26 protein-coding genes, 1 tRNA gene and 1 pseudogene are annotated in these 27,000 nt (G+C 46.3%); 11 read left to right on the plus strand and 17 right to left on the minus strand.

Annotated elements, in window-relative coordinates:
• Positions 1 to 48: 48 nt before the first annotated feature.
• The 6 genes from KOG47_RS06770 to KOG47_RS06795 all read right to left on the minus strand — a co-directional run bounded on the left by KOG47_RS06770 (position 49) and on the right by KOG47_RS06795 (position 6,430).
• Complete coding sequence (locus KOG47_RS06770) at positions 49 to 1,467, minus strand: glycoside hydrolase family 32 protein (protein ID WP_215243974.1); 1,419 nt, start codon at positions 1,465 to 1,467, stop codon at positions 49 to 51.
• A gap of 19 nt (positions 1,468 to 1,486) precedes the next feature.
• Entirely contained in the window at positions 1,487 to 2,917 is a 1,431-nt protein-coding gene (locus KOG47_RS06775; RefSeq protein WP_196430677.1) for a sucrose-specific PTS transporter subunit IIBC, read from the minus strand.
• Between the two features lie 2 nt (positions 2,918 to 2,919).
• Complete coding sequence (locus tag KOG47_RS06780; RefSeq protein ID WP_215243975.1) at positions 2,920 to 3,858, minus strand: carbohydrate kinase family protein; 939 nt, start codon at positions 3,856 to 3,858, stop codon at positions 2,920 to 2,922.
• 107 nt (positions 3,859 to 3,965) lie between these two features.
• On the minus strand, positions 3,966 to 4,955 hold the full coding sequence (locus KOG47_RS06785) for a LacI family DNA-binding transcriptional regulator (RefSeq protein WP_214690948.1): 990 nt from the start codon (positions 4,953 to 4,955) through the stop codon (positions 3,966 to 3,968).
• 47 nt (positions 4,956 to 5,002) lie between these two features.
• On the minus strand, positions 5,003 to 5,479 hold the full coding sequence (locus KOG47_RS06790; RefSeq protein WP_159562258.1) for an N-acetyltransferase: 477 nt from the start codon (positions 5,477 to 5,479) through the stop codon (positions 5,003 to 5,005).
• An 87-nt stretch (positions 5,480 to 5,566) separates the two neighbouring features.
• On the minus strand, positions 5,567 to 6,430 hold the full coding sequence (locus tag KOG47_RS06795; RefSeq protein ID WP_159562257.1) for a cation diffusion facilitator family transporter: 864 nt from the start codon (positions 6,428 to 6,430) through the stop codon (positions 5,567 to 5,569).
• 181 nt (positions 6,431 to 6,611) lie between these two features.
• Between KOG47_RS06795 and KOG47_RS06800 the strand changes: the two genes are divergently transcribed.
• From KOG47_RS06800 to KOG47_RS06820, 5 genes are all read left to right on the plus strand, one after another.
• Positions 6,612 to 6,923: a hypothetical protein gene (locus tag KOG47_RS06800; RefSeq protein WP_012726238.1), complete on the plus strand. Its 312-nt coding sequence runs from the start codon at positions 6,612 to 6,614 to the stop codon at positions 6,921 to 6,923.
• Positions 6,924 to 6,963: 40 nt separating this feature from the next.
• Positions 6,964 to 7,755, plus strand: coding sequence for a class I SAM-dependent methyltransferase (locus KOG47_RS06805; RefSeq protein WP_215243976.1), 792 nt, complete (start codon positions 6,964 to 6,966; stop codon positions 7,753 to 7,755).
• A 138-nt stretch (positions 7,756 to 7,893) separates the two neighbouring features.
• Positions 7,894 to 10,287 carry an immune inhibitor A domain-containing protein gene (locus KOG47_RS06810; protein WP_215243977.1) on the plus strand — a complete coding sequence of 798 codons (2,394 nt, stop codon included), beginning with the start codon at positions 7,894 to 7,896 and terminating at the stop codon, positions 10,285 to 10,287.
• A gap of 107 nt (positions 10,288 to 10,394) precedes the next feature.
• Positions 10,395 to 10,465, plus strand: a tRNA-Thr gene (locus KOG47_RS06815).
• Positions 10,466 to 10,792: 327 nt separating this feature from the next.
• Complete coding sequence (locus KOG47_RS06820) at positions 10,793 to 11,488, plus strand: queuosine precursor transporter (RefSeq protein WP_215243978.1); 696 nt, start codon at positions 10,793 to 10,795, stop codon at positions 11,486 to 11,488.
• A 38-nt stretch (positions 11,489 to 11,526) separates the two neighbouring features.
• Here KOG47_RS06820 and KOG47_RS06825 read toward each other — a convergent pair whose 3' ends face one another.
• Positions 11,527 to 11,775: a hypothetical protein gene (locus KOG47_RS06825; RefSeq protein WP_159562253.1), complete on the minus strand. Its 249-nt coding sequence runs from the start codon at positions 11,773 to 11,775 to the stop codon at positions 11,527 to 11,529.
• Between the two features lie 147 nt (positions 11,776 to 11,922).
• Here KOG47_RS06825 and KOG47_RS06830 point away from each other — a divergent pair, with 147 nt between their 5' ends.
• The 3 genes from KOG47_RS06830 to KOG47_RS06840 all read left to right on the plus strand — a co-directional run bounded on the left by KOG47_RS06830 (position 11,923) and on the right by KOG47_RS06840 (position 13,341).
• Positions 11,923 to 12,279 carry a PilZ domain-containing protein gene (locus tag KOG47_RS06830; RefSeq protein WP_012726233.1) on the plus strand — a complete coding sequence of 119 codons (357 nt, stop codon included), beginning with the start codon at positions 11,923 to 11,925 and terminating at the stop codon, positions 12,277 to 12,279.
• A gap of 84 nt (positions 12,280 to 12,363) precedes the next feature.
• Positions 12,364 to 13,005 (plus strand): hypothetical protein, encoded by a 642-nt coding sequence (locus tag KOG47_RS06835; protein WP_078146855.1) that lies wholly within the window; start codon positions 12,364 to 12,366, stop codon positions 13,003 to 13,005.
• Between the two features lie 63 nt (positions 13,006 to 13,068).
• Positions 13,069 to 13,341 carry a hypothetical protein gene (locus KOG47_RS06840; RefSeq protein WP_074037074.1) on the plus strand — a complete coding sequence of 91 codons (273 nt, stop codon included), beginning with the start codon at positions 13,069 to 13,071 and terminating at the stop codon, positions 13,339 to 13,341.
• 62 nt (positions 13,342 to 13,403) lie between these two features.
• Here KOG47_RS06840 and KOG47_RS14845 read toward each other — a convergent pair whose 3' ends face one another.
• Positions 13,404 to 13,532: a hypothetical protein gene (locus KOG47_RS14845; RefSeq protein WP_255541905.1), complete on the minus strand. Its 129-nt coding sequence runs from the start codon at positions 13,530 to 13,532 to the stop codon at positions 13,404 to 13,406.
• Positions 13,533 to 13,592: 60 nt separating this feature from the next.
• Positions 13,593 to 16,256, minus strand: a complete 2,664-nt coding sequence (locus KOG47_RS06845; protein WP_196430670.1) for a cation-transporting P-type ATPase — start codon at positions 16,254 to 16,256, stop codon at positions 13,593 to 13,595.
• Between the two features lie 259 nt (positions 16,257 to 16,515).
• Here KOG47_RS06845 and KOG47_RS06850 point away from each other — a divergent pair, with 259 nt between their 5' ends.
• On the plus strand, positions 16,516 to 17,550 hold the full coding sequence (locus KOG47_RS06850; protein WP_215243979.1) for a PTS sugar transporter subunit IIC: 1,035 nt from the start codon (positions 16,516 to 16,518) through the stop codon (positions 17,548 to 17,550).
• Positions 17,551 to 17,724: 174 nt separating this feature from the next.
• Here KOG47_RS06850 and KOG47_RS06855 read toward each other — a convergent pair whose 3' ends face one another.
• From KOG47_RS06855 to KOG47_RS06865, 3 genes are all read right to left on the minus strand, one after another.
• Positions 17,725 to 18,720, minus strand: a complete 996-nt coding sequence (locus tag KOG47_RS06855) for a Gfo/Idh/MocA family protein (RefSeq protein WP_159562248.1) — start codon at positions 18,718 to 18,720, stop codon at positions 17,725 to 17,727.
• Between the two features lie 55 nt (positions 18,721 to 18,775).
• Positions 18,776 to 19,264, minus strand: coding sequence for a GNAT family N-acetyltransferase (locus KOG47_RS06860; protein WP_215243980.1), 489 nt, complete (start codon positions 19,262 to 19,264; stop codon positions 18,776 to 18,778).
• A 74-nt stretch (positions 19,265 to 19,338) separates the two neighbouring features.
• Positions 19,339 to 19,773: an OsmC family protein gene (locus KOG47_RS06865; protein WP_380081266.1), complete on the minus strand. Its 435-nt coding sequence runs from the start codon at positions 19,771 to 19,773 to the stop codon at positions 19,339 to 19,341.
• An 85-nt stretch (positions 19,774 to 19,858) separates the two neighbouring features.
• Here KOG47_RS06865 and cls point away from each other — a divergent pair, with 85 nt between their 5' ends.
• Positions 19,859 to 21,322, plus strand: a complete 1,464-nt coding sequence (gene cls / locus KOG47_RS06870; RefSeq protein ID WP_420871338.1) for a cardiolipin synthase — start codon at positions 19,859 to 19,861, stop codon at positions 21,320 to 21,322.
• 41 nt (positions 21,323 to 21,363) lie between these two features.
• Here cls and KOG47_RS06875 read toward each other — a convergent pair whose 3' ends face one another.
• Positions 21,364 to 23,337 carry a methyl-accepting chemotaxis protein gene (locus tag KOG47_RS06875; RefSeq protein WP_215243982.1) on the minus strand — a complete coding sequence of 658 codons (1,974 nt, stop codon included), beginning with the start codon at positions 23,335 to 23,337 and terminating at the stop codon, positions 21,364 to 21,366.
• 233 nt (positions 23,338 to 23,570) lie between these two features.
• Between KOG47_RS06875 and KOG47_RS06880 the strand changes: the two genes are divergently transcribed.
• Positions 23,571 to 24,206, plus strand: a complete 636-nt coding sequence (locus KOG47_RS06880; protein WP_215243983.1) for a peroxiredoxin-like family protein — start codon at positions 23,571 to 23,573, stop codon at positions 24,204 to 24,206.
• A 54-nt stretch (positions 24,207 to 24,260) separates the two neighbouring features.
• Here the strand turns inward: KOG47_RS06880 and KOG47_RS06885 are convergent, their stop codons facing one another.
• The 4 genes and pseudogenes from KOG47_RS06885 to KOG47_RS06900 all read right to left on the minus strand — a co-directional run bounded on the left by KOG47_RS06885 (position 24,261) and on the right by KOG47_RS06900 (position 26,991).
• Positions 24,261 to 24,791 carry a GNAT family N-acetyltransferase gene (locus tag KOG47_RS06885; RefSeq protein WP_215243984.1) on the minus strand — a complete coding sequence of 177 codons (531 nt, stop codon included), beginning with the start codon at positions 24,789 to 24,791 and terminating at the stop codon, positions 24,261 to 24,263.
• 61 nt (positions 24,792 to 24,852) lie between these two features.
• Positions 24,853 to 25,500, minus strand: a complete 648-nt coding sequence (locus KOG47_RS06890; RefSeq protein ID WP_215243985.1) for an alpha/beta family hydrolase — start codon at positions 25,498 to 25,500, stop codon at positions 24,853 to 24,855.
• A gap of 9 nt (positions 25,501 to 25,509) precedes the next feature.
• A pseudogene (gene pyrH, locus KOG47_RS06895) lies at positions 25,510 to 26,264 on the minus strand (UMP kinase).
• Between the two features lie 67 nt (positions 26,265 to 26,331).
• Positions 26,332 to 26,991 (minus strand): hypothetical protein, encoded by a 660-nt coding sequence (locus tag KOG47_RS06900; RefSeq protein ID WP_215243986.1) that lies wholly within the window; start codon positions 26,989 to 26,991, stop codon positions 26,332 to 26,334.
• Positions 26,992 to 27,000 lie beyond the last annotated feature (9 nt).

The following is a 27,000-nucleotide window of genomic DNA, read 5'->3' on the forward strand; positions in this document are numbered from 1 at the left end:
CAACATTTGGAAAAATTAAAAAGCCGAGCAAACGCTCAGCTTTTACATTCATTCAAATTTCCAACCGACTAAACTTGCCCCGTCTCCGACGTAGCGAACCCGTTTCTCACCATCACATGGGAAGACGCGAAGGGTTGCCACAGCATCACCGTCGTTGACGAAACATTCGACACTCGACGAGTCGACATACAGATGAAGGGACGTGACCTCAATCACTTTTGTCCGGGTCGTCCCAAACTCCGTCGCGAACGGTTCACCCGCGTTTGTCCGATCGATGGTCAATTCGTTTGTATCTTTCTCGTACCGAATCACGAGCGACTTATCTTCTGTCTTCAATAGTTCAAGTTTGAAGTCTTCTCCAGCTGTCGACAGTTCCAATTCAAAACGTTCGGGTGAGATCACGTCAAGCCGTGTCCCTGATTCGTTGACAAACTGGTCTTGTCGGAGTTGCTTCATTTCAGAGATTGGTCGTTGTTTTAATACGCCATCTTCAAGCGAGAGTTCTCGAGGAAGCGTCAACGCATGGGCCCAGCCATACCGATCTGTCGGATATTCGATCTCCGGTAGGCCCATCCAACCGACTAGAATGCGACGACCGTCATGCTCCGTCGTTTGTGGAGCATAAAAGTCGAAACCGAAGTCGATCTCTTCAAACGACTCGTGCGTGAAGACGAGCGTCTCTAAATCAAGAGTGCCTGTGACGTATCCAGATTGATAGATGTTGTGATAGCGATGACCTTCAGGCTCAATCCCTTGCGGAGAAAAAATGAGGACATGCCTTCCATTCAGTTCAAACACGTCAGGACATTCCCACATGTAACCGAACCGCTCGAGCCCCGTCTTCACTTCACCTAAAAACGTCCATTCATTCAAGTCGGTCGAACGATATAAGACGACACATCCTGTCTCATCCGTTCGCTGTGCACCGACAATCGCATAATATGATCCATCTTCTTCCCATACTTTCGGATCGCGGAAATGTTCCGTGTAACCGGCCGGAATATCCGGGATGGCCACGTTGCGCCGCTCGATCATCCCGTCACGCAGTACACCGATGATTTGCGAGGCGTGACGCGTCCAATCGTCCGTACGATGATTCCCGGTATACATCACGTGAAGGGTGTCGTTTACGACGAAACCACTTCCTGAATAGGCACCATGGGAATCTTCTTTCGTTTCAGGGACTAACGCCACCCCGCGGTCGGTCCAATGGACAAGATCTTTCGAACTGACATGATACCAATGTTTGAGACCGTGAACTGGCCCGAGCGGGAACCATTGATAGAATAGATGGTACTCTCCATCGTAATATGCGAAGCCGTTCGGGTCATTGAGGAGGCCCGTCGGCGGCTGGATATGGTACCCAAACCGCCACGGGGATGCGGCCGTCTTTGCACGGAGCACCTCCATCTCGAGGGCGCTCACGTCACGGAGTGAACGATAACGTTCGGCCTTCGTCCAATTCATAGTGTCACTTCCTTTTTCGTTACGCGGCTTGTTTGACCGCTTCTTTTTTTGCTTGTCGTTTCGCAAGGATGAATGTCAATCCGAATGTCACGGCAAATGCGATGGCCATACCAATGATATACGAGATGATCGAACCCGGTGCGATTGAGATAATTCCTGGTAATCCGGCAGCACCGAGCGCTACTGCCAATACGTCGTTTCCAACGATGAATGCAGACGCAACGGCTGAACCAACGATGGCTGCAATGAATGGATAACGAAGTTTTAAGTTGACCCCGAACATGGCAGGCTCTGTGATCCCAAGTAATGCAGAGATTCCTGATGCTGAGGCGACACCTTTCATCTTCTTATCAGCAGTCAAGAAGAAGACCGCAAGGGTAGCTGCCCCTTGTGCGACGTTTGACATCGCAGCGATTGGGAAGATGAACGATCCCCCTGTTTCAGCGATATCGGCGAGAAGCTGTGTCTCAATTGCGATGAAGCTATGGTGCATCCCCGTGATAACGATTGGAGCGTAGAGAAGACCCATGATCAAGCCACCGACGAATCCGAGTGAATCATACGTCCATACCAACCCATCAATGATTAAGTTCCCTGCTTCGCGTGTAATCGGACCCACGAAGGCGAACGTGATGAATGCTGTGAAGAGAAGTGAGAGCAATGGCGTGAGCAAAATATCAAGTGATGCCGGCATAAACTTCCGAATGTTGATTTCAAGTTTCGATAAAATATACGTCGAGACGAGGACTGGTAAGACTTGTCCTTGGTATCCTAACTTCTCAATCTCAAGCCCAAAGATGTTCCAAACCGGAATCTCCTCAACGCTTGCCTGAGCGTATGCATTGATCAAGTCCGGGTGAACCATGATCATCCCGAGTGCTGCACCGAGATATGGGTTACCACCGAACCGCTTGGCTGCGGAGAACCCTATAAGTACAGGTAGGAAGACGAAGGCGGCGTTTGCGAACGTATTGATCATCGCTGCTATGTCTGCCATGCCTGGATACTGGTCAATCAATGAACGTCCTTCAAAAAACAAATCCGGTGCTGTCAATAGGTTGTTGATCCCCATCAAGAGACCTCCGGCGACGATGGCCGGAATGATTGGGACGAAGATATCTGATAACATTTTGACGAATTGCTGGAGCGGGTTCATCTTTTTTGCTCCGGCTGACTTCACGTCTGTCGTTGACATGTCTCCAAGACCTGTCAATTGTGAAAATTCGGTATAAACCTTGTTGACCGTACCTTGTCCGATGATGATTTGGTATTGTCCTCCTGTCGAGAACGTTCCTTTGACGACGTCAAGTTGTTCGAGTGCTTTCTCATCGACCTTTGACTCATCGTTCAATACGAGACGAAGACGAGTCGCACAATGCGCCGCTGCCGCAACGTTCTCTTTACCGCCGATTGCCTCTAATATCGACGCTGCTTCTTTTTTGTAATCCATTTTCATTTCCCTCCTAACGTTTCATTTACAAGCTGTCGTGTTGGAATGGCTGGAATGGCTCCATAAGCCGTACATGTCAATGCTCCTGTTACATTCGCATATTCAATGTCGGAACGTAACCGCTGCGGGTCCATCCCGAGTGTCGCCAAACGATACAAATAGGCACCAACGAATGCATCACCTGCACCCGTCGAATCCACACTCTCAATCGCAATCGATGGAACGATTTCGTGGTGATCCGTTGTCGCAATCAATGTGCCACGAGATCCGAGTGTGATTGCCACCTGTTTAGCACCTAATCGGAGAAGCGCTCGAACCGCTTCTTCAAGTTGCTTCTCACCCGTTAACAAGTGGGCTTCTTCTTCACTTAGTTTGACGAAGTCTGCTTCTGCGATGAAATGTCTCGCGTCTTGTTTAAACTGTTCGAGGTCAGTGATCAATGCATCACGATAGTTTGGGTCAAATGAAATGAACAAACCGTCTCGTTTTGCAAATTGCAATAACTTGAAGTACGCGTCTTTCAATTTCCCATCAAGTAGTGCTGTCGCCGAGCCGAAATGAATGATGTCTCCTGACTCGATCACCGATAAGTCGATCGACTCGAAGGCATACTCCCCGTCACTTCCGCGACGGAATGTGAAGTCCCGCTCTCCGTCCTCTTGAATCGATACGAATGCGAATGTCGTATCTCCAGACTCCACAAGGTTTTCTGTTCGGACGCCGTTCTCGACCAACGTCTGTTTCAAGAAGAGACCAAACGGGTCATCTCCAACCTGTCCGAGGAAACTGGATTGTCCCCCGTGCTTACTGACGACTGCCGCGACATTCGCAGGTGCGCCTCCAGCTTTCTTGACGAACGTCGTCCCGTTCACGAGATCGCTAGACGCATCCTCGCATACCCAGTCAATCAACAATTCGCCGATACAATGTACGGTGTTCATATCGTCCACCTCCAAAAATCATATGAGTTCTTTATACGATTGGTACCGGTTCCATTTTAGAATAAAAAATGTTGCGGAACCGGTTCCGCAACACAAATGTAAACGATTTAATTCAACTTGTCAACGCTTTCGCGCACTTTTAATTCAAAAATTGTGAACGTTTTCATTGGGACGTGTTCACCGTGTAAGAGCTGTAGCATCATGTCGGCAGCTTTCGCACCAGTTCGGCGATAAGGAAGGTGTACCGTCGTGATGGATGGATGCAGGACTTCCGTGAAATCATATCCTCCAAATCCACTGACAGAGACATCTCTCGGGACAGAGACCCCTTGATTCGCTAATCCTTTCAAGACGCCTAACGCAATGTTGTCGGTCGCACAAACAATCAACGAAACAGTGCCGACATCATTCGCCAACTGTTCACCGATTGGAATGGCGTCCTCAATCTTAAACGTCGTTTGAATGACTTTGACATTTGCCTCCGATTCTTGAAACGCCTTCAAAAATCCGTCACGGCGTGCTTGACCGACCGCGATATCCGATTCATACACCCCGACATAGACCACGTTTCGATGACCCCACTCCGTGAACTGTTTACCGAGCGCATAGGCCGCATCATAGTCAGGATAGACGAGACTATGGACATTGTCATGTTGCTGACCAATCAACAAGACCGGGATTTGAATCGCCTCAATCGCCTCAAGATGACGTTCCGTGACCGTCGTTCCAAGCCAGATGATTCCGGCGACTTTTTGTTTGGCTAAATTGTATAGCTGTTCGATTTCTCGTTCCGTCTGTTGTGCTGTATTGACGACGAGCATTTGATATCCTCGTTCCGTGAGCTGTTCATCAATCCCCATCATCGTCCGTGAGGCGGCATACGAATCGAGCCGTGGAACGATGACCCCAATCATCTTCGTCTGTTTCGACTTGAGACTTTGAGCGAACTGATTCGGCTCATAGTTCGTATCTCGAATGACCCGGTCGAGTTTTTCCCTTGTTGCCTTTCCAACCGATCCACCGTTCAGATAGCGTGAGACCGTACTTTTGGCGACACCAGCGAGCTCCGCAATGTCTTTAATGGTGACTTGCTTCATCCTTACCCCTCCATATGAAAAAAGCTGACGTGCGAGACGCCGTCAGCTTAATGGTTTACCACATATCGTTTCTTAAAATTTAAATAATACAAACCGTTCCGCTTTTCGAACCCGTTCTGAATAAGAACATGATGCATCTCTTGTTGATGTGGGCTCGTCGGTGGGATGCCAGCCCGGACTGTTTGTCCATCCATCAATTTTGAGTCCAGTAAGGCAAGACGCAAACCTTCCGTCGCATATCCTTTGTTTTTGTACGCATCGAACACCATCAGGTCGAGTTGGTATACGCGGGCAAGCTTGAGTAACAAGACTTTACCGACCAGTTTGTCATCGACCATCAAGTCGTAATAGAAGTCTTCTCCATAACTATGCTCTTCTGCGTGATAAAGTTGCTCCGCCCCCATTTCCTCGAGGATCCCTTTCAACTCTTCAGCAGAAACGCCATATGCACTTTCTCCATATTTTTGAAAGTGTTCATATTCAATCTCATCAATCTGGCGAATAGGTTGACGCACGATGTTCATCCCGTGCCCTCCTTAACTAGTAGTTCAATATCTGTCTGCGCTTATTATAAACGAATCCCTTCATGAAGCGCAAAAGATAACCGAACATCAAACCGGTTCGATATGAATATGCACCGAATCGACCGCATGCTCTTCATCTAGTTTCCGTTCGATATCGTCACACAATTCATGGGCCGCGTCCACAGTCAAATCGCCATCGACTGCAATCGTCACATCGAGCATCACGTGATTCCCAAGATGACGCCCTTTGATTTCCCGAACTTCTTTCACACGCTCAAATTGTTCAATCGTCTCCTCATAGGACTCGACGAGGTGCGGAGGGAACCCGTCAGAAAGCTGATGGGTGGCATCTAAAAAGATTTGGATCGCTGTCCGGATGATCATGCCGGCAATCACAATTGCTAAGACCGTGTCCATCCAGGGCAGTTGGAAATAAGCAAATAGCACACCAAGTGTGGCTCCGACTGAAATCATCGCATCGGCCAAGTTGTCTTTCGCCGCCGCTTTAAGTGCCAATGACTTTGTTTTTCTCGCGAGGTTCAAGTTGAACCGATACACCCCGAACATGACGAGCGCACTGACGAAGGCGACGACCGCCGCCAATGGGTTCGGCTCTGTATACTCGCCCCCAATTAAATTCGACAGACTGTTTAAGAAGACGAAAATACCGACCGCAATCATGATTAATGAAGCGATGAGAGCAGAGATTGTCTCCATTTTCGCATGACCATATTTATGCTCGGCATCCCGTGGCAATGCAGCCACCCGAATGCCGATATAGACCGCGACCGAAGCAATGATATCCGTCGTATTGTTGAATCCATCAGCTAGGACCGCTTCAGATTCATATAAGTACCCGAAGAATACTTTTAGTATAGATAAGATCAAATATGCCGTAATCGACACAATCGCTCCTTTGAGCGCTTTTGGTGGATGATTTGTCGTTTCCATCCGCCCACCTCCTTATTAGCTCAGTTAGTATAGCAGGTGACATTCGTGTGGGGATAGAGAAACAATGTTTCTTACAGCCAAAATAAATGGAATATATTCCCGGTAGTTTCGTTTAACTAATTTTATGGTAAAGTAAACAGGAAGAGACCTTAGGGTTAAACCGCAAAAAGAGGTGAAACAGATGTTTACAGAACGTGATGGGATTAAATTACGATTGGAACAAATTGACAGATTGTTAATCGATTTGAATCGCGAGGCAAAGCAATTGATGGCACGTCTCCGCGAATTAGATGCTTCTGGCGAAAATCCGCACGAAGTATCTCTGAAACCTGAAGAACGTGATACGTTGAAGTCGTCAATCGATGAAACGCTTGAAGCGCTTCAAAGCCGTTCAAAACGTCCGATGAACGTGAACGATGAGAAGAAGAAAGAACTCGCTTCTCATAAAGCACTTATCGATGAATTATCAGACTTACTCAGTAAGAAAAAATGAGACGCAACTGCGTCTCATTTTTTATGAAGGAGCCCGGATTATGTATATTGTCACTACTTGTTTGCGCCCTACAGATGATGTCTTGTCTCGAGCGCATACGCATGCCACAGAATACAAGATGAAATTTGTCGACCGACGCAAACTTTCCATTGATGAGTTGAAGAAACGTCATCAACAAGGTGTACTTATCTTTGATAAACGACGTGTCGAGTTCACACCTTTGCATAGTACAGAGCCGTTCTTTTTTCACCCATCGAGCTCCGTCTTTCGGGTGAAGCAACTGAGCCGAGGCGGAAGAGACCCACTCATTGACGCCATGCAAGCAACTCCGGGTGACCATATTCTAGATTGTACACTCGGACTCGGCTCGGACAGTATCGTCATGAGCCATGTCGTCGGTTCAAGCGGTAAAGTAATCGGGCTTGAGAGTCAGTTCATTACGGCACAACTCGTCCGAGAAGGCATGTCCGTATGGGTCGAAAAAGATGAGCAGGTCAATGAGGCGATGCGACGCATTGAGGTCGTTCACTCCAACTCTCTCGACTATTTAAAATCGTGTGCGGAAAATTCGTTTGATTGTATTTACTTTGATCCGATGTTTGAAAAGACGATTTCAGAATCGGTTCATCTGAACCCACTTCGCACAATCGCCGACACCTCCCCTCTCACGCAAGAATTGATTACCGAAGCAACACGAGTAGCTATGAAACGAATTGTCTTGAAGGCGCATTTTGAGAGCGATACCTTTGAACGGTACGGTTTCACTCACATAAAACGTAAAACGTCGAAGTTCCATTACGGATATATCGACCTAGAGTCTAAGTCTATTTAGTCAAATTGAACTAAATAGGTCTTTAGACTCCTTTTTCGTTTATTATTTTCTGAATATTGACATTAATCAGACACAAAGAGTACATTTACAACAAGCTCACACATTTTCCCATTATTTTTTAACAGGAGGTTCACACAAATGAAAAAACGTTCCATCCGTCGAACGACACTCGCGGCTCTCATGACATCTGCCATGACAGTCAGTATCGTTCCGGCAGCTGGTGCTGCACCCCTCTCGGTTGCACCATCGGTTCCGACAACGAGCGAGCTCGCTCCGTTCGACCACAACATCATCGATGAAGAGCGTCTCGCGAAAGCTCTCGAGAAACGTGGCGTCATCAAAAAAGGATTGTCCGCATCTGAACGCATGAAAGCAGTCGATGCGTATATCGCGAAAAAGCAAGGTGAAGCGAAAGATCCACATAAGCACGACGACAAAGTGAACGAGAAGGCTTCGAAAGCAAAAGAGAAGATACATACTCAATTCGAAAAGGAATCAAAACGAATTCTTGATAAAGCGAAAAAAGGGCAAGGGAATTACCGTAAAGGGAAACCGAACGGTCAAGTAAAAGTATCTCCTGCCCAGCAATCTGCATACAACGGTTCGGTACGTGAAGATAAAGTCCTCGTTCTCCTCGTCGAGTACAGCGACTTCAAACACAATAACATCATCCAAGAGCCGGGCTATATGTACAGCGATAACTTCAGTAAAGAACATTACGAAAAGTATATGTTCGGTGATCAACAATTTGAACTCTTTAACGGTGAAAAGGTCCAAACGTTCAAACAATACTATGAAGAACAATCAGGCGGAAGTTATACGGTCGATGGTGAGGTTTCGGAGTGGTTGACCGTTCCGGGAACCGCGAAAGACTATGGAGCTGACAAAGGTGATGGCGGACATGATAACGTCGGACCGGGACCTCGTCAACTCGTCAAAGATGCGTTGAATGCTGCGGTCGCATCTGGAATCGATTTGAAAGAACATGATCAATACGACCTTTACGATTTGGATGGAGACGGTGACTTCAATGAGCCGGACGGTCTCGTTGACCACTTGATGATCATCCACGCTGGGACTGGTCAAGAAGCAGGTGGCGGTGCGCTCGGTGACGATGCGGTATGGTCACATCGCTGGGTTCTTGATGGTGTTTATCCAGTAGCCAACACAGAAGCTGCAGTTCCTTACTGGGGCGGGAAAATGGCTGCATATGATTACACGATTCAACCTGAAGATGGTGCGGTCGGCGTTTTCGCACACGAGTTCGGACATGACCTCGGTCTTCCCGATGAGTACGATACGCAGTACACAGGTCAAGGCGAACCGGTACAATCATGGTCGATCATGAGTGGCGGTAGCTGGGCTGGTAAAGTGGCTGGTACGGAGCCAACAAGCTTCTCACCACAAAACAAAGAATACTTCCAAAAAATCATGGGTGGAAACTGGGCAAACATCACAGAAGTCGACCTTGAAGACATCAACTCTCAAGGGTTCGTCGCACAACTCGACCAATCTGTGACGAAATCAAACAATCCAGGCATTGTCAAAGTCAACCTTCCTGATAAGAAGATTAAAGGAATCGAACCAGCTTATGGCGATCGCTACTATTACTCGACAAAAGGTGACGACATCCATACTGAGATGGCAACACCAGCTGTGAAACTCGGTGCGGACGGAGTCCTCGCATTCGATTCATTCTATGAAGTCGAATCGGACTATGATTACTTGTACATCAAAGCCCTCAGCGGTGGTCAAGAAGTCGTTCTCGATGTATTCGGTGACGACGTCAACGGTGCAAACGAAGCGGGCTACCCTGCTGAGACGACGAACGGTGCATGGGTCAACAAATCATACGACCTCTCAAAATTCGCTGGACAAGATGTTCAAATCGTCTTTGAATACGTGACAGACGGCGGTGTCGCCATGAAAGGCTTCGCAGTCGACAACTTGTCAATTAAATCAGAATCAGCAACACTCTTCGCAGATGATGCGGAAGGCGCTGAAGCCGTGACGCTCGATGGATTCGTCTCTTCAGACGGATACGATTCAAAACCACACTATTACTACCTCGAATGGCGTAACCACGCTGGGTCGGATATGGGTCTTCTCAACGGCCGCGGCGTGAAATACAACACAGGTCTCGTCGTGTGGTACGGTGATGACTCGTACACAGACAACTGGGTCGGTGTCCACCCTGGTGAAGGGTTCCTCGGTGTCGTCGATTCACATCCTGAAGCGCTCATCGGTAACTTGAACGGTCAACAGACAGTCGCAGGTAGTACACGTTACCAAATTGCTGATGCGGCATTCAGTCTCGATAAGACGCTCGCTTGGTATATTGATTCACCGAGTCGTGGGGTGTACGATTACAAAGCACAGCCTGGCGTGAAGCAGTTCAATGATGCAAACTCTTACATCAACTCGCTCATTCCAGATGCAGGACGCAAACTTCCGCAATACGGTCTCGTCATTGACGTAGTCGGTGAAGCGAAAGACAACTCTGCAGGTGCCGTTTGGATCCGTACAAAATAATCATGAACCATCCGACCTCCAATCTTCCTTTATCGAAGATTGGAGGTCTTATTATTCTAAAAAAGCTTGAAAACGACGAATAATCTGTGTAACATAGTTGGTGTAACGCCTCTGTAGGTTAGTGGCAGACCTCAGCAATGGTAATGCTGCAGCACGAGTTCGATTCTCGTCGGAGGCATCAAGAATACCGCTCAATTGAGCGGTGTTAAGCACTTCCTGTTTATGACAGGAAGTGCTTTCTTTTTGTCCGTTCCCACTTTGTTCCCACTTTCCTAATTTTCATGTCACGAACACCGCTTTGTCGAATCGGTTTTCAATTTGTCGAACGATTGCACTTCACAGGGTATTTCCACTAGCACTTTTTTGATATACAAGAAGGTTTTATAATTTACAGTGTTTACTTAAGTGGACCCTCTCCCTCCCCCCTCACCTTGACATCATTTCCGTTCCTCTATAAACTTGAAAAGTTGAAATCATTGAATAGTTAGAGGAAGGAGCATGATTCATGCTAAACGAATGGTTATGGATTCCTTCTGCCATCCTTACACTCGGACTACTCGTCCTCAGTTACAAGTTATTCGGACGAGTCGGCTTATATGCTTGGATTGCGATGGCTTCGGTCGTTGCAAACATCCAAGTCACGCAACAGATTGTAATTGGCGGATACATTTTCACGCTCGGTAACATCGTTTACGGTTCGCTCTACTTGGCAACCGATATTTTGAACGAAAAACATGGGCGAGCGGCTGCCCGTAAAGGCGTATGGCTCGGATTTTTCATCTTGATCGTCTCAACAGTACTCATGCAATACGCACTGTTATATGAGCCGTTTGAAGAGGCACTGTTCATGCACGAAAGCTTCGAGGCACTCTTCTCGATGCTGCCATTGATCACACTCGGTAGCCTTGCTGCCTATTTGGTCTCTCAATTGTTCGATGTCTTCGTCTATTCGAAGATCCGCGCAAAAACGGGTGAGAAGAAGCTTTGGCTTCGTACGACGGGTTCGACCGTCTTATCCCAATTGATTGATACGTTCACGTTCTGCATCATCGCATTTTGGGGAATGGAATGGGACATATGGTGGAATATCTTTATCACGACATACGTGGCGAAGTTTGTGATCGCGTGGATGGCTACACCGTTCATGTATTACGCAAAACGAACAAATCCACAAGACGAAACCGAACAGAATGCCGCATAAAGAAAAGCCGTAACTTCAACGTGAAGTTACGGCTTTTCTTATGGTCGTTCAATCTGGATACGCACAGCATACGGACGGGCTTCTTCAATCGACGCCGACTCTCGACAGACGGTAATCGCTTTGAATGCATCAATCGCAACCGCCTCGATGGTATGATCGTTCGTTTCGACTTCAAGAATGGTATAAGCAGGTAAGCGCTCGAGTTTAACCCACTCCCCGTTACGTTTTTTTTCATAGATGACTGGTGTTTGAATCGAGTAACGTCGGAGTAAATCATGTACATTCATCTGATCTCCTCCCTATTCAAATCGTACACCTATTATAGAAAGCGCTTTCACATTTGTAAAGCGAGTACACTATAATTTTATACAATCTTCCACTTCATTTTAAATTCAATTTTGCCGATAAAAGAAGTAAAGAAATGGGGTGAATTGATGCGTTATCGCCGACAGGAGACGTTCCGCTATATCCTACCGAATCCCCGTACCATCCCTTATCGACTTGTATGGGAAGAAAAAGAACTCTATGATGGGGAAGGATTGCTTCTCAATGTAAGTTCTCATGGATTAAAATTGCGATCGGACTACCTCTTCCCGCTCTCTGATGATTTACAGGTCCATTTTCTTTTCGACCTCGTCCCGACGCTTCAACCGATCGAACTCATGGGACATGTCAGACACCGTGGCCAAACAGGCTCGCTGTATGATTATGGGATCATGCTTGATGTGAAGGCTGACGAAACTCAGCAACTCGTCACGATGATTAAAACGTATGCACGTGAAAATAAATGAGAACATGCGTCAGGCATCTTCTCATTTTTTCGTGTCTCCAAAAGAGGGTATACTACAACTATCAACCATTGACGAGGTGTTCGTATGACAAGAAAATTCTTATTGATTCCTTGGGGACTGGCAATTGCATTCGCCGTCATCGGTCCAAACGTCCCGTTCGACGGACGCTTTCTTCTCGATTTTGTGACTTATAATACCGAGGCGTACGAAGGCTATTCTCTATCGCTCTTTAGTATCTTAGGGGTGTTTCCCCTGGCGATGTTTCCACTTCTTTGGTCAGAAGTGAATCAGCTCAAACCGAATCCACTCATCGCCGCTGTCACCAGTTTTTTCGTTGGGGGATTTCTACTCGCTCCTTATTTGGCTTTTGCGAGACAGTCACCTTATCCGACGCCGGTCAAACCACTGCCGACCCGCATCCTCGGCGTTGTGCTTTTACTGGTGACAATCGGGTTGTTCATCGCTGCAGCCAATACCGGAAATGTTGCAGAATACTGGTCATATGTGGAGAACAATCAATTTGTTCGAACGATGACCGTTGATTTCTTTTTGTTGGCATTCATTCAAATCACGTTAATGAATCGGGACGCGAAACGCTACAAAATGAGTTTATGGCCGCTCCCTTACATCCCGTTGTTCGGTCTCATTTTTTGGCTCATGATTCGTCATCAAAAACCGTTCAACGAAGCACCTCCAAAGCGTGAACGGGCTGAAATGAAACATTGAGCACCCATTTTTCATCAAAAACGGCTATACTAGAAATTAGTTTTTAATGAAGGAGACCATCACATGCGTTATTTCCAAGTCACTTCTTACGTGACTGTCAAGAATGAAGAACTCGAATTCAATGAATATGTAAAAGTTCCAAACCAAAAAGTCGATCAGTTTTTGAAAGACACATTGGAACTAGATTTATACGATGACCAAGTGACATTGCGCGAATGTGTTGTCGAAAAAGGGAAATGGGAATGCCCAGTCGGTGATTTTGTCATCACGGAGCATATGAACGAGAAGACATTCAATCGGCTACAAAACAGCCGCTCTGTAAAGTCAACATCATAAACCAACTCAAAAAGATCCTGCTAGCTCATTGTGCTAGCAGGATCTTTTGACTGTTACACGATTTATTCGTTAGATTCTTCCTCTGGATCAGGGTCAGGATGCTGTGTCGGAGCCGGTTTTTTCGCCGGATCCGACTCGTCATCCGGTAGCGGATCCGGGTGAACCCCTGGTTGTGATTCGTCACGCTTCATCGTATCCCTCCTTCATGTTTACTCCACTTGTTTATCCTTTTTTCACATGAATGAAACGTATCAGTGTATATTCCGGTTGCCGATGACACGTCTGGAGATCGCCTTTTCAATTTCAACGATGATAAAGACGACGGCACCAAATGCCACAGGATAAATCCAATCTTCCCACGTTAATGGAGCGGTACCGAATAACGTATGCATAAACGGTACGTACGTGATGAACAATTGTAGGGCAATGAGTAAAGCTGATACGAGAAACGCAATCTTATTGTCAAAGAAATGACGGTTGAATGCTGGTGCCAACTCCGTACGACAGTTATACAAGTGGAAGAGCTGGGCCATGACGATGGCATTCAAGGTGATGGTTTGTAATTTCTCGGTCGAGTAGTCGAAATCCCCCAGCATATAGTTGATCCATAAACTACCGCCCCCGATAATAATTGAAACGAAGGTGACGCGGAAAATATAGTATCGGCTGAGTAGCGGCACATTGGCCGGACGTGGCGGTCGTTTCATCGTACTCTCTTCGAGTGGTTCGAAAGCGATTGCTAAAGAGAGAGTAATCGCGACAACCATGTTGACCCATAAAATCTGCACAGGACTGAGCGGTGCAGCCGCTCCGAGCAAGATACTCATTGCCACAAGCAACGCTTGACCTCCGTTTGTCGGAAGCAAGAAGAGAATGGTTTTCTTCAGGTTATCGTACACCCGTCGTCCTTCTCGTACGGCGTTATAGATCGTTTTGAAGTTGTCATCGACAAGAACCATCTGAGATGCTTCTTTCGCTACTTCCGTCCCTTTAATCCCCATTGCCACACCAATGTCAGCACGTTTTAAGGCAGGTGCGTCGTTCACACCATCTCCTGTCATCGATGTAATCAGACCGTTCTCTTGCAATCCTTTGACGAGACGAAGCTTGTCGTTAGGGCTGGTCCGTGCGAATACATCGTTATGAACGGAAGCCTCTTTGATTTCTTCATCTGTCATATCTGTCAATTCACGACCTTCGAGGGCGCCTTCCACTTCCATGCCCAGTTCTTTTGCAATCGCGACAGCGGTATCTTTATGATCACCCGTGATCATTTTAATTCGGATTCCAGCATCACGACACGCGGCAACCGCATCGATGGCCTCTTGTCGAGGTGGGTCGACGATTCCAAATAAGCCGAGGAAAGTCAGACCATCTTCAACATCCTCATGGTCGATTGACGCTTTTGAACTGTCGACACGTTTTAGACCAGCACCGAGAACGCGTTGACCGCGGTCGGCAATCTCTTTTCGTTTTTCATCCCAATAGTCTTGTTTAAAGTCTTCAGACGACGCCATATCAAAGAGTCGGTCCGGCGCCCCTTTGACAAAAATCATTCGCTCCCCTTTGTAATCGACGAGCGTCGCCATGTATTTATATTCAGAATCGAACGGAATCTTCGAGATAACTTTTAAACGTTCAATTGGGCGTTCAGCTTTCTCAGCGACCGTCAACAGACAAGCCTCTGTCGGATCGCCGTTGATGACCCAGTCGCCGTCTTCTTCATTCAATTGCGAATCGTTACACGTCTTCCCGACGGTTAACAGGTCAATCATGGATTCATCATCATCCAAGTCAAACGGTTGACCATTCAATTCGAGATCTCCATTCGGAGCATATCCGCTACCCGAGACTTCGATATCATGGTTCGCTGTCACGATTTGTTTGACCGTCATCTCATTCTTCGTCAACGTACCCGTCTTATCCGTACAAATGACAGATACAGCACCAAGCGTTTCGACAGATGGTAAACTTCGAACAATCGCTTTTTGTTCAGCCATATTCCGGACACCGAGTGCCAAAATGATAGAGATGACGGCAGGCAACCCTTCAGGAATCGCCGCAACGGCAAGACCGATTGTCGTCAGCATCAATTCGACCGGCTCATAATCTCGTAAAAAGTAACCGAACGCATAAATCACGACGGAGATGATTAAGATGGCGATGGAAACCGTTTGACCAAACTTTGTTGTTTGACGAATCAGAGGGGTTTTGACGGTCTGGACTTCTGAGATTGAAGCGTTGATTTGACCGAGTTCCGTACCTTCACCGATGGCCGTCACGATGGCTTTGGCACTTCCCGTTGCGACACTTGTGCCCGAGTACACCATGTTTTTTCGGTCAGCCAACACCGCGTCTTCTTTCACGACGTCCGATTTTTTCTCGACAGTCGTCGCTTCTCCGGTTAACGCCGATTCCTCAACCTTAAATTTTTCAGCTTGAACGACACGGGCATCGGCCGGCACTTTATCTCCGGCAGCAAGTACAAGGACATCCCCCACGACCAGGTCACTTGAATCAATCTCAGATTGCTTGCCGTTTCGAACGATGGTCGCCTTTGTTTCTAATAATTTTTTGATTCCTTCGAGCGCTTCTTCTGCCTTATTTTCTTGAAGGTATCCGACGACGCCGATAATCGTGACGACTAAAACGATGACGATCGTATCGATGTACTCCCCTAAGAATCCTGTGACGACGGCAGCCGCTAATAAGACGTACACGAGAACATCATTGAATTGTCTTAGAAATTTTATAATTTCAGGGGTTTTCTCTTTCTCCGGCAATACGTTTTTGCCGAATTCGTCTTGACGACTTGTGACACTTTCTGTTGTAAGACCTGATTCAAGATCAGTCTCCACATGGGTTCGCACCTCATCTACTTCGAGCGCATGCCACGGTCTGTCTTCGTTCTGCATGATTCATCCTCCTCGACCAATACTTTTTGAAAAGTCTTTCCCCTATCTGTTCCCAATCTCATGCGGCTCGACACGTGCAAACTTGTAGAATTGATGTCATTTTTCAAAGAAAACGCTTTCTTGATTTGGAATTTCTAATTGTAACCGGTATCATTGTTCAATTTTAATTTTTCTTTTGAATATGGCTTTACAGAAGTCTTTCTATGCATGAATATAGAATAAATTATGAATAAATAGAGATAGAAAGAAGGAAGAGTTTATGGTCATTATTCAAGGAATCGCACTTTTACTGCTCATCCTCGCCTTGTTCACATTATTTAGTTATAAGGCGCCTTTTGGAATGAAGGCGATGGGAGCATTGGCCGGTGCTGCAATCGCGAGTTTCCTCGTCGAAGCGTTCAACGCGTATGCAATCGGCGGATTGCTGCCACTTCCTCTTTATGAAGAAGTAGGTCAAGCGGCTGGCGCTTTGTCAGGTCCTGCCGCTGCGGCTCTTGTCGCCATCGCACTTGGAATCAACCCCGTCTATAGTTTGATGATCGGGTTGTCTGTATCGGGATTCGGAATCCTTCCTGGCTTTTTTGCAGGATATCTTTTGGCTTTGGCTGGCACTCGAATCAATCGCTATCTGCCGACCGGCGTCGATATGATTTTTTACGTCATCGTGATGGCACCGCTCGCCCGTCTCGTCGCGACAGGGGTAGACCCACTCGTGACAAACACACTTGAACAGATTGGAGCTGTCATCGAACTGGCAGCAACACAAAATCCGGTCGTCATGGGTCTCGTCTTAGGAGGGATTGTCACGGTCGTATCAACGTCGCCTCTCAGTTCGATGGCCTTGACGGCGATGCTTGGTTTGACAGGTGTACCGATGGCAATTGCCGCGCTTGCGTTGACTGCGTCCATCTCAATGAATTACTTGTTATTCCGTCAATTGAAAATCGGAACAAAGAAAGATCAGCTTTCTGTCGCCATCGAACCGTTGACGCAAGCTGACCTCATTTCCGCTAACCCAATTCCAATTTACAGTGTCAACTTTGTCGGTGGAGCCATCGCCGGGTTGATTGTCGCCATGACCGGTATGATCAACGATGCACCGGGTTCGGCAGCCGGGATTCCGGGACTTCTTGTCATGTATGGTTTCAACGATTGGCAAACAGTCACCTTCACAGCCGTTGTACTGTTCATCCTCGGAATCGGTTTTGGCTTGATCGGAAGTCGTTTGTTCAAAAATTCCCCGATTGTCCGTCATACGGAAAAAGTCGAATCGACAGAAGAAGATGCAGCCTAATCAAAAAATCGATGCACGTTCGAACAAAATGTTCGGCGGCATCGATTTTTCATTTTCACACGTGGGATTATCCTTACAATTCAAAAGCATCAATCGGTTCACAAAGAAATCATCGCACGTTCTTTTCAATTGTGAATTTGATTGTCGAAATTAGCGATTCCATACAAATCCATGTCAATTTACTGAAATGACTCTACCCGCATCACTAGATTGACGAGCAAGTTCAATCAAGTAGGTTGTCAATGTTGCATCTTTTAATGAAACGACGGGTTTCCGTACCTCATAACTATAAGCTAACTGTTGATAATACGCCAAATAGCTACCTTTCTCGATTTGAATGGACGAAACCTCTTCTTTGGATAATACACCAGTCTCTATAAGATCACTTTCTAACTTCCCTTGCTTCAGAGCCTCTTCTTGAGGATCAAGTCCATATTTCAAGAAACTTCCTTGCGTGCCGTGCACTTCAAACCGAGGTGTTTCTCCAGCGATGAACGGGTTCGAACGAAGGTATATTCGCTTTTCACCATAATAGAATGTCAGATGGAACCCATCATCGGATTGTCCGCCATCTCGTTGAATCATCACATCTGCTTGAATACGATCTGGCTTTCCAAACAAGGCGAGAGTCTGATCAATCAGATGACTTCCTAAGTCGAATAAAATACCTGAACCTGGTCCTGCATTTTCACGCCACCGATCACGTACATTCGGACGGAAACGATCAAATCGAGATTCAACCACCTTCCAGTCCCCTAACTCGTTCGAGTCAAGTAACGACTTAACCGTCAAGAAGTCTCCGTCATAACGACGGTTTTGATAAACGTTGACGACGCCTTTCGATTTCGCTTCAAGTTCAATCAACTCATATCCTTCTTTCGTTGTCAGGAATGCTGGTTTTTCAACGAGCACATCTTTTCCTGCCTCAAGACATGCGACAATCATCTCTTTATGTAAATGCGATGGTGTCGTGATGACATATAGAGAAGCATCCGATTGAAGCGCTTCCTCTAATGTCGCATATACCGTGGCACCAGGTAATTCAGCTTGCACTTCTTCCGGGCGCGAAGACACGACGCCACTCACTTCAAATGAGTCAATGGCCTTTAAGAACGGCAAATGGAACGTGTTCGCCGAGAATCCGAATCCTACCAACATGGTTTTAATCATATAAAACCCTCCTTTTCGCTTTTGTTATTATATCAAAAAAAGGGTCTAATGACCCTTATGCACTCATGCTCTCATCTAATCTGTACTCGAACGTATTGTAACCGTTTCGTGAATCGACAAAGACGAAACCGAAACGTGGATAGTAATCATTTAGAAATTCATTGTCAGCGACACAATCAAGACGAATTGGTTCATCTTCATCGGCTTCCTCTAAGACATGCTCCATGAGTTGCTGTCCGACGCCTTGCCCTTTTAGTTTTTCGCTGACGACGATTCGATGGATATATTGTCCTCGCTCACTGTCGTCCCATAAGTTATCATCCCACTCATCTGGAGGTAACAATGCGATTGAAGCTAAAATTTGTTGGTCATCTTCAAAGACATATACACTGCCTTCTACAATGTCAGTGCGCACACGCTTTACGAGGTCCTGTTCCAAATATTCGGTCCATTGGTCGCTTCCTTGTTCATTTAGCGCTACGGCTCGTTGTTCGATTAGGTTCGCGATGTGTTTAGCATCGCGCTTCGTCGCGAGTCGAATCATAACGTCCTCCTTTAGTTATACAGTATTTGAAATACAAATATAACGGAGAACCGCATGCCTTTCAACCATCCTGCTCACTCATGAAAATCAAGCGGAGTGACGTCTCCATCGTTCAATTGATAGCTATACGTCAACGTCGCATTCAAGCTATGCGATACAGAGCAATAACGTTCAACTGACAATTCGATGGCCCGCCGAACTCGTTCTTCCGATAACTCGCCTTTCAGGATATACAAGATGTGAATGGCTGTAAAGCGTTTCGGGTGATCGGTCGCCCGCACCCCATCGATTTTCATTTCGAATGCTTCGATTGGCTGTCGCATCTTATGCAGAATCGATACGATATCGATTCCTGTGCAAGATGCGGTCGCGTGAAGCAACATTTCTGTCGGACGAGGTCCTGTATCGAGCCCACCGACATCATCCGCCGCATCAAGGATCACCGTGTGCCCTGATGGCGTATGTGTTTCAAACGCCATCCCTTTCTTCCATACGACTTCCATGTTCATCATCTTTTCCCCCTATTTCATTTGATAGCATCCTATTCCCTCATTTGATGTATGATTAAGCTATGAATCGATTATAAAGGGGTGTATGTCGTTGGATTGGTCTATGATTTTCAGTTGGGGACTCTATATCGTCCTCGGGTTAAATATGTTATTCGCACTCGCCGTCATCTTCGCCGAAAGACGTGACGTTGGCGCGACTTGGGCCTGGCTGCTCGTCCTGTTTTTCTTACCAGTGCTCGGCTTTATCGTTTATCTCTTCCTAGGTAGACAACTTAAAAAGGATAACTTCTATAATTTAAGTGTGGAAGAACGTTCCTTCCATTCGCTTCAAGTCGAAGCGCAACTTGAACAGATTCACACGCGCCAAACTCAGCTCGCACAGCCGCTGTTTGAAAAGTATGACCAACTGCTTCAAATGAACTTACGATCGTCTAAATCGTTGATCAGTGTACATAACCGTTCCCTCATCTTGCACGACGGCGAACAAAAGTTCAAAGCGCTGATGGATGACATTCGCTCGGCCGAAACGGAAATCAATATTCAATATTACATCATCCAGCGTGATGCTCTCGGTCAGGCACTGTTGAAAGAGTTGATCGAGCGTGCGAAAGCCGGTGTCAAAGTTCGACTCCTCTACGATGCGGTCGGCTCACGTAGTCTTCGGAACTCGGACTTTAAAGAGTTGATTGCGAACGATGGCGAGGTGCGTGTCTTCTTCCCACCGACACTCGGAATCATCAACTTCAAGTTGAACAACCGAAATCACCGAAAGGTCGTCATCATCGATGGGAAAATCGGCTATGTCGGTGGATTCAATGTCGGTACCGAGTATTTAGGTTTAGTCGAAAAATTTGGCTATTGGCGTGACACGCACCTGCGTGTCGAAGGAGATGTCGTTTACAATTTACAACACCGATTCATATTGGACTGGAATTATTCTGGTCACCGTAAACATGATCCTGAAAATGCCTTCTGCTTTGCGCGACATGACATTAAAGAAAATTCTCCGATGCAAATCGTCACGAGTGGACCAAACTCGGATACGGAACATTTGAAGAATATGATGATCAAGATGATCATGTCCGCCAAACGACGGGTCGTCATTCAAACGCCATACTTCATTCCAGACACAAGCTTTATGGACGCTTGCAAAATGGCACTCCATTCTGGCGTTCAGATGGATATCATGATCCCTGGAAAACCGGACCATCCATTCGTCATGTGGGCGTCCCTCTCGTTCCTTGGGGAACTCCTCGACTACGGGGCAAACGTCTATCTGTATGATGAAGGGTTTCTCCACGCGAAGACGCTCGTCGTCGATGATGAGATTGCGACTGTCGGGACGACAAATTTGGACGCCCGAAGCTTCCGTCTCAATTTTGAAGTGAACGCACTCATCTATGATGAGCGGGTCGCCCTCGAACTCGTTTCGTTATTTGAGACCGATACGGCGGTCAGTCGCACTTATACAGTGGAAGATTATGAATCCCGTAAATGGACGGTACGCGCCCGTGAAGGCCTGTCACGCCTTCTTAGTCCGATCCTATAAAAAAACATGAGGCAGAGCGCTCCGCTCTGCCTCATTGTCGTTTACAGTTTGAACCGCGAGACGAGGTCTTGTAACTCCTCGGCCATGGTCGCGAGTGCTTTTGCTGACTGTGATACTTCTTCAATCGATCTCAATTGATCATCGGTCGTCGCCGCCACTTTCTTCGAGACGCTCGAATTCTCATCGGCGATGTCGGCGATTTGTGATGCCGTCGCTGCCACTTCCTGAACGTTCGCCGCAATCTCCTCGACGGTTGCGGTCACGTCTTCAATCCGTGGTGTCATCGCCACTGTCCGCTCCTTGATTTTCTCGAATCGGTCTGCTGTCATCTCAGATGACGCCAACCCGGCTTTCGTATGAGTAGATACTTCCTGCATCAACTGTACAGACTGTTCCGTCTCATGCTTGATTCGATCAATCAACGCCGCAATTTGTTTCGTCGACTGCTGTGACTGTTCTGCGAGTTTACGCACCTCGCTCGCAACGACCGCGAATCCTTTGCCGTTCTCACCCGCACGTGCCGCTTCAATGGCAGCGTTCAAGGCTAACAGGTTCGTCTGTTCAGCGATTCCATTGATGACCGTGACGATTTCTCCAATTTCGTTTGAGCGATGTGCCAATGAGTGAATGACACCCTCGAATGTCACGACAGACGCATCGATTGCCTGCATCTGCTTCACATTCTCCTTCACGGTCGTCGAACCGTCTTCCGCCTCATTCGAGGTTTCGCGTGAAAGTTCAGACACGTCCATTGAACTCTCTGAGATTCGCATGATGCCCGATGTGATCGCTTGGAGCGATGTCGCATTGTCGTCAAGTTGTCGCTTCGAGCCATCGGCACTGACTGCCATTTGATCAACTGCACGGGCAATCTGTTCTGATGAGGCGGTATTGTGTGCCGAGTTGGCCATCAATTCTTGAGACGAGGCGGCAACTTGACTGATTGAATCATCTAGACGGAGTAACACTAGGCGAAGTGAATCGCTCATTTCATTAAAACTCTCTGAGACAAGCCCGATTTCGTCGTTCGATAAGACGGTAATCGGCTCTGTCAAATCTCCTGATTTGATTCGTTCTGCTCCTTCTGTCAATAAACGCAACGGACGCAAGATTGAACGGAGAACGAAGTAGAGAAGAATGGCTGCAATCCCGAACATTCCGATGATGACGAATCCAGTCGTCCAAAGAATGCCGACCGTCTCGTCTTGAATCTCACCGTCATATAACGTACCGGCAATCTTCCATCCGGTGATTGGGTTCGTCACGAATGCTTTCTCCACACCTTCCCCATTCTCCGATACAGACAGAGTCCCTTCTTCCTTGGCAAAGAGCGAATCTGTCCAAGATTCATCAATCTTTTCACCGACAGCCGTCGACGGATGAATGACGACTTGTTCTGCCTGGTCGAAGATGGCAACGTATCCTTCTTTCCCGATTTGAATGGTGGATGCCACTTCAGCGATATCGTTCACATCGACGTCAACGGCGACCACACCACTACCGTCTGAAGTCTTCTTCGAAACCGTGATCATCATTTTTTGAGAGGCGGCATCGACGTACGGATTCGTGATGGCAACATCTTGTCCACTTGCTTCAGCCGCTTCATACCATGGACGAGTGCGTGGGTCATATCCTTCTGGCAATTCCTGCTCAGGATAGATCGTCATCGCACCTTCTGCTGAAGCGAAGTAGATGTTCGTCACTTTTGGATGTGTCTCTAAATACTCAGTAAACTTCTCTGCTAACGCTTGATTCGCTTCTCCCTCTTCATAAATGGAACTATCAATCCGATTCGCAAAAAACGAGATGTCCGTTTGAATCGGTTCGATGAGGTTCGTGACCTCATTGTTCATCCGGTCTACCCCCGAATTGGCGGACTGGATCATTTGAGACTCGATTTTACCTTTCGCCTGCGAATAGGCGACGATTCCAATCAATGTGGCTGGAATAATCAATAATAGAACGGATAAGACAATCAATTTTTGCTTGATACTAATCGTGCGCTTCTGTTTCATAAAACATCTCCTAACCCGAATAAAATGTTCAAGCGAGTTCGATGAGTCGAATCCCCCTTGGGTTATTCATCATATCGGTCAAAAGTCATTAAATCTGAAGAATTGATTGAATTATTCGAAAATTATTTTTCGCAAACTGAAATGGAGTTTCACCGTTGTGTTCGATTGAACAAATCATACTATTCGTATTTAGTTATAATTTGAGTTACCATATCGGAAAAGGGGGTCAAATGATGAATTCATTATTGGAAGAAATCAAATCCTATAAAGATCAGTTCAAACAAAATGCACCTGCCGAGAAGCAACGATTGATGGCTCAGGCGACACAAGAATTGAGAGACTCCGGAATTGCGTCAGGGTTAACAGTCGGGGATCAAGCGCCGATGTTTGAATTGCCTCATGCGGATGGGACAGCAGTCGATTTGAAATCACTGCTTGAAAATGGACCTGTCATCGTCACATTTTACCGTGGTGGATGGTGTCCATATTGTAACCTCGAACTCCGCGCTTACCAGCGCGAATTGGCAATGATTCAAGAAAAAGGAGCGACTCTTGTCGCCATCAGTCCTGAGACGCCGGATTATTCCCTTTCGACGAAAGAGAAGAACGAACTTGATTTTTATGTATTGAGTGATGTTGATAATATTGTCGCACGTCAATTCGACCTCGTCTTTGACATGCCCGATTACTTGATTGACATTTACAAGGCATCTGGACTAAATGTCGATGCACATAACGGGAACGAGGATTGGCAGTTGCCGAAACCGGCCACGTTCATCATCCAATCCGATGGAACGATTTCGTTCAGTGATGTGCCTGCTGACTATACAGAACGTGTCGACCCGAAAACGGTTATTGAAAAATTGTAAATAAAAGGAGATGACGCGCGTCATCTCCTTTTCTATTCACTTCACTTATTTCGTTTATTGTCTTACAAACTCCTCGTGTAACATCGCGTACACCATGCTATCGGTCCATTCATTCTTATTCCAATAGTCTCTCAAGAAATGAGCTTCTTTTCTCATTCCAACCCGTTCACATAATTTCTGAGAAGCTACATTTCTGGCGTCGAGATTGGCTTGTACCCGATGTAGATTGAGCTTTGTGAACAACTCCCCTAGCAATCCGTTAACTGCCTCCGTCGCATATCCTTTTCCTGAGTGTGAATCAGAAAAACAATACCCGATCTCTACCGTATTTTTCATACCCGTGTACCAAACCGTGAGATCCCCAATTACTTCATCTTGATGTACGACTGCTAAATTCAACGTACTAGTCTCGGTAAGAGTAGAATTCGTTAGTTTTTTAGCAAATACTTCATTCCTGTTTTCAGACGTCCATGGCTCATGCAAAAGATATCTGCATATTTCTGGTTTTCTATACATTTTGAATGTAGCTTCCAAATCTTTCTCCATAAATGGTCTGATTTCTAAACGCTCAGTGGTAAATTTCACGTCGACTCCTCCCATACAGATAATAGTAATCACAATATGAAACTCTCCACCGGTTCACGACCTATGTGGAAGTGATAAATCGCTCAACTCGCTTGAGAAGTGTTTCAAGTAGCCGAAGTGACTGGTATGTGTTACTTGTGTACTCGAGACTATGATTCATCTGCTCAACAATCTCGAGTTCAGTCAATGCTAGTTGTTCGAAATGCTGGATTCGTTCTAGTACATAATGTTGGTCCGCCGTGCCCATGAGAATGAGCTGTTTTCCTTTATGAGACTGAATCGCTTCGTATATGTCGTCTTGTTTCAACAAAGGTGTCAACCAAACGAGTTTGGCATCATGAAACACGTTTCGTGTAAGTTCGCTTGCCATCGCAACCGTACCGAGCGATTTTCCGACGATGATGTATTGTTGAACGGAGTCAGTATGTAGGATTTGATCGATGACGAGTCGAACATCATCAACAATCGCCTTATTTACATCGACTGAATCGTAACGTTCATCCCGATAGTTATAGTTGACTTCGAGAACGCTCAACCCATTCTCTATGCACAATCCAGTCGTATAGCGAAACATTGGAGAATCATTTGTATATCCGTATCCGGGCAATAAAATCACGAGTGTGTCGGATGACGAATCAGGCTGCAGGTACGAATACGGGACGGGTATTCCGTTTTTCCCAATGACGTGACCATCTGTTACTTCATACATGCTGTCTCCTCAATTCTGCAAGAGCTGCGTTTCATGGTGATGAATCATCGTTCCAATGCTCTCTCCTTGGAGAATCCGATGAATGGCGTTCCGCTCCTTGAAGTCGAACAAGTGAATCGGCAAACCGTGATCTCTCGCGAGAAGCAATGCCGATTGATCCATCACTTTCAAATCATTCGAAATGACATCGTTATAGTGAAGGGTTTCAAATTGACGAGCGACCGAATTCAAACGAGGATCGCGGTCATATACGCCGGAGACACCGTTCTTTGCCACGAACAAGGCATCACATCCCACTTCGATGGCACGTTGAACAGCCGGATAGTCTGAAGAAACGAACGGTTGACCGTTACCGCCTGCAAAAATGACGATATATCCTTTTTCAAATGATTGATGGCTCGAAGTTGAATGTACGGCTCGGCTACGCTCGGCATTGGAATCGATGTCATGACACGCACTTCTCGAGTCGTATCTCGTTTCAAGATTCCACGTAGCATCAATGAATTCATGACCGTCCCGAGCGTCCCGATACTGTCAGCCTCCACTCGATTGATCCCCCACGCTTCTGCTTGATTTCCGCGAAAAAGATTTCCCCCGCCGACCATGACACATACTTCAACCCCGCTTTTTGCGAGTGACAATATTTCTTCAGCTATTAGGCTGAGACTCGTTTCGTCAAAATTATCCGTTCCATCACCGGCTAGAGCGGCTCCACTTAACTTGATACAAATTTTTCGATGCTTCAATGTCTCCCAACCCTTCATTTGGAATTTTTTGTTCAATTCAGTATAGAAGAGATTGTTTGATTGAACAACAGTATTCCATTTTGATTCAATGGGACATTTTTTCGTATTCTTTGTAAGTCTCCTCAAACATATAAAGTCCACCGATCTCTTCATCGATAAACGTATACAAAGACATTTCAAAGTCTAAAGGTTGTCTTTCGGTGAAACACTCTTTTACTCTAAGTAACCCTTCTCTTATATACAGCTTTCCCTTTTCGGTATTCTCGTTTGAGATATAGTACCGTCCAAGATCAAGGTGGTAATGAGGGAATTCTGGGTACTCTGCAATCGCCTTTAACAGATACGCTTCATACTGATCTGGACGTTCATAACCATGTAGATTGGCCATCGAATAGTAGAGGATCCCTTTTGATTTAGCATCCATTTCACTCAGTATCGACTCGATCTCTTCAATCTGTGTTTCGTTATATACTGGATAGACGAAAGTTGAGTCAAGATATACGGCGAGAGCGAAGAAAATCGAATACTCCGGAAACATATCAAATGCTTCGAATAAGTGTTTGGAGGCACTCTCATAGTCTTCTTCCGGCGTATTCATTTCAGCACTAATGAGAGTCGTCCAGGCGATGAATTCGTCTGGGTACTTTTGGACTAATTCTCTAGCGGCACGGATTGCAAGGAACAACTTCTTTGGCGATTGTGCCATAGTTTGTATTTTTTGAATTTCTTGATCAATATCTATCACTTTTTCTGC

The sequence above is a fragment of the Exiguobacterium sp. s121 genome, assembly GCF_018617245.1.
Lineage (GTDB): Bacteria > Bacillota > Bacilli > Exiguobacteriales > Exiguobacteriaceae > Exiguobacterium > Exiguobacterium profundum.

Bases quoted from the DNA above. Each gene is read 5' to 3' on its own strand.
- KOG47_RS06770 (WP_215243974.1), bottom strand. From the start codon at position 1,467: ATGAATTGGACGAAGGCCGAACGTTATCGTTCACTCCGTGACGTGAGC.
- KOG47_RS06775 (WP_196430677.1), bottom strand. From the start codon at position 2,917: ATGGATTACAAAAAAGAAGCAGCGTCGATATTAGAGGCAATCGGCGGT.
- KOG47_RS06780 (WP_215243975.1), bottom strand. From the start codon at position 3,858: ATGAACACCGTACATTGTATCGGCGAATTGTTGATTGACTGGGTATGC.
- KOG47_RS06785 (WP_214690948.1), bottom strand. From the start codon at position 4,955: ATGAAGCAAGTCACCATTAAAGACATTGCGGAGCTCGCTGGTGTCGCC.
- KOG47_RS06790 (WP_159562258.1), bottom strand. From the start codon at position 5,479: ATGAACATCGTGCGTCAACCTATTCGCCAGATTGATGAGATTGAATAT.
- KOG47_RS06795 (WP_159562257.1), bottom strand. From the start codon at position 6,430: ATGGAAACGACAAATCATCCACCAAAAGCGCTCAAAGGAGCGATTGTG.
- KOG47_RS06800 (WP_012726238.1), top strand. From the start codon at position 6,612: ATGTTTACAGAACGTGATGGGATTAAATTACGATTGGAACAAATTGAC.
- KOG47_RS06805 (WP_215243976.1), top strand. From the start codon at position 6,964: ATGTATATTGTCACTACTTGTTTGCGCCCTACAGATGATGTCTTGTCT.
- KOG47_RS06810 (WP_215243977.1), top strand. From the start codon at position 7,894: ATGAAAAAACGTTCCATCCGTCGAACGACACTCGCGGCTCTCATGACA.
- KOG47_RS06820 (WP_215243978.1), top strand. From the start codon at position 10,793: ATGCTAAACGAATGGTTATGGATTCCTTCTGCCATCCTTACACTCGGA.
- KOG47_RS06825 (WP_159562253.1), bottom strand. From the start codon at position 11,775: ATGAATGTACATGATTTACTCCGACGTTACTCGATTCAAACACCAGTC.
- KOG47_RS06830 (WP_012726233.1), top strand. From the start codon at position 11,923: ATGCGTTATCGCCGACAGGAGACGTTCCGCTATATCCTACCGAATCCC.
- KOG47_RS06835 (WP_078146855.1), top strand. From the start codon at position 12,364: ATGACAAGAAAATTCTTATTGATTCCTTGGGGACTGGCAATTGCATTC.
- KOG47_RS06840 (WP_074037074.1), top strand. From the start codon at position 13,069: ATGCGTTATTTCCAAGTCACTTCTTACGTGACTGTCAAGAATGAAGAA.
- KOG47_RS14845 (WP_255541905.1), bottom strand. From the start codon at position 13,532: ATGAAGCGTGACGAATCACAACCAGGGGTTCACCCGGATCCGCTACCG.
- KOG47_RS06845 (WP_196430670.1), bottom strand. From the start codon at position 16,256: ATGCAGAACGAAGACAGACCGTGGCATGCGCTCGAAGTAGATGAGGTG.
- KOG47_RS06850 (WP_215243979.1), top strand. From the start codon at position 16,516: ATGGTCATTATTCAAGGAATCGCACTTTTACTGCTCATCCTCGCCTTG.
- KOG47_RS06855 (WP_159562248.1), bottom strand. From the start codon at position 18,720: ATGATTAAAACCATGTTGGTAGGATTCGGATTCTCGGCGAACACGTTC.
- KOG47_RS06860 (WP_215243980.1), bottom strand. From the start codon at position 19,264: ATGATTCGACTCGCGACGAAGCGCGATGCTAAACACATCGCGAACCTA.
- KOG47_RS06865 (WP_380081266.1), bottom strand. From the start codon at position 19,773: ATGAACATGGAAGTCGTATGGAAGAAAGGGATGGCGTTTGAAACACAT.
- cls (WP_420871338.1), top strand. From the start codon at position 19,859: ATGTCGTTGGATTGGTCTATGATTTTCAGTTGGGGACTCTATATCGTC.
- KOG47_RS06875 (WP_215243982.1), bottom strand. From the start codon at position 23,337: ATGAAACAGAAGCGCACGATTAGTATCAAGCAAAAATTGATTGTCTTA.
- KOG47_RS06880 (WP_215243983.1), top strand. From the start codon at position 23,571: ATGAATTCATTATTGGAAGAAATCAAATCCTATAAAGATCAGTTCAAA.
- KOG47_RS06890 (WP_215243985.1), bottom strand. From the start codon at position 25,500: ATGTATGAAGTAACAGATGGTCACGTCATTGGGAAAAACGGAATACCC.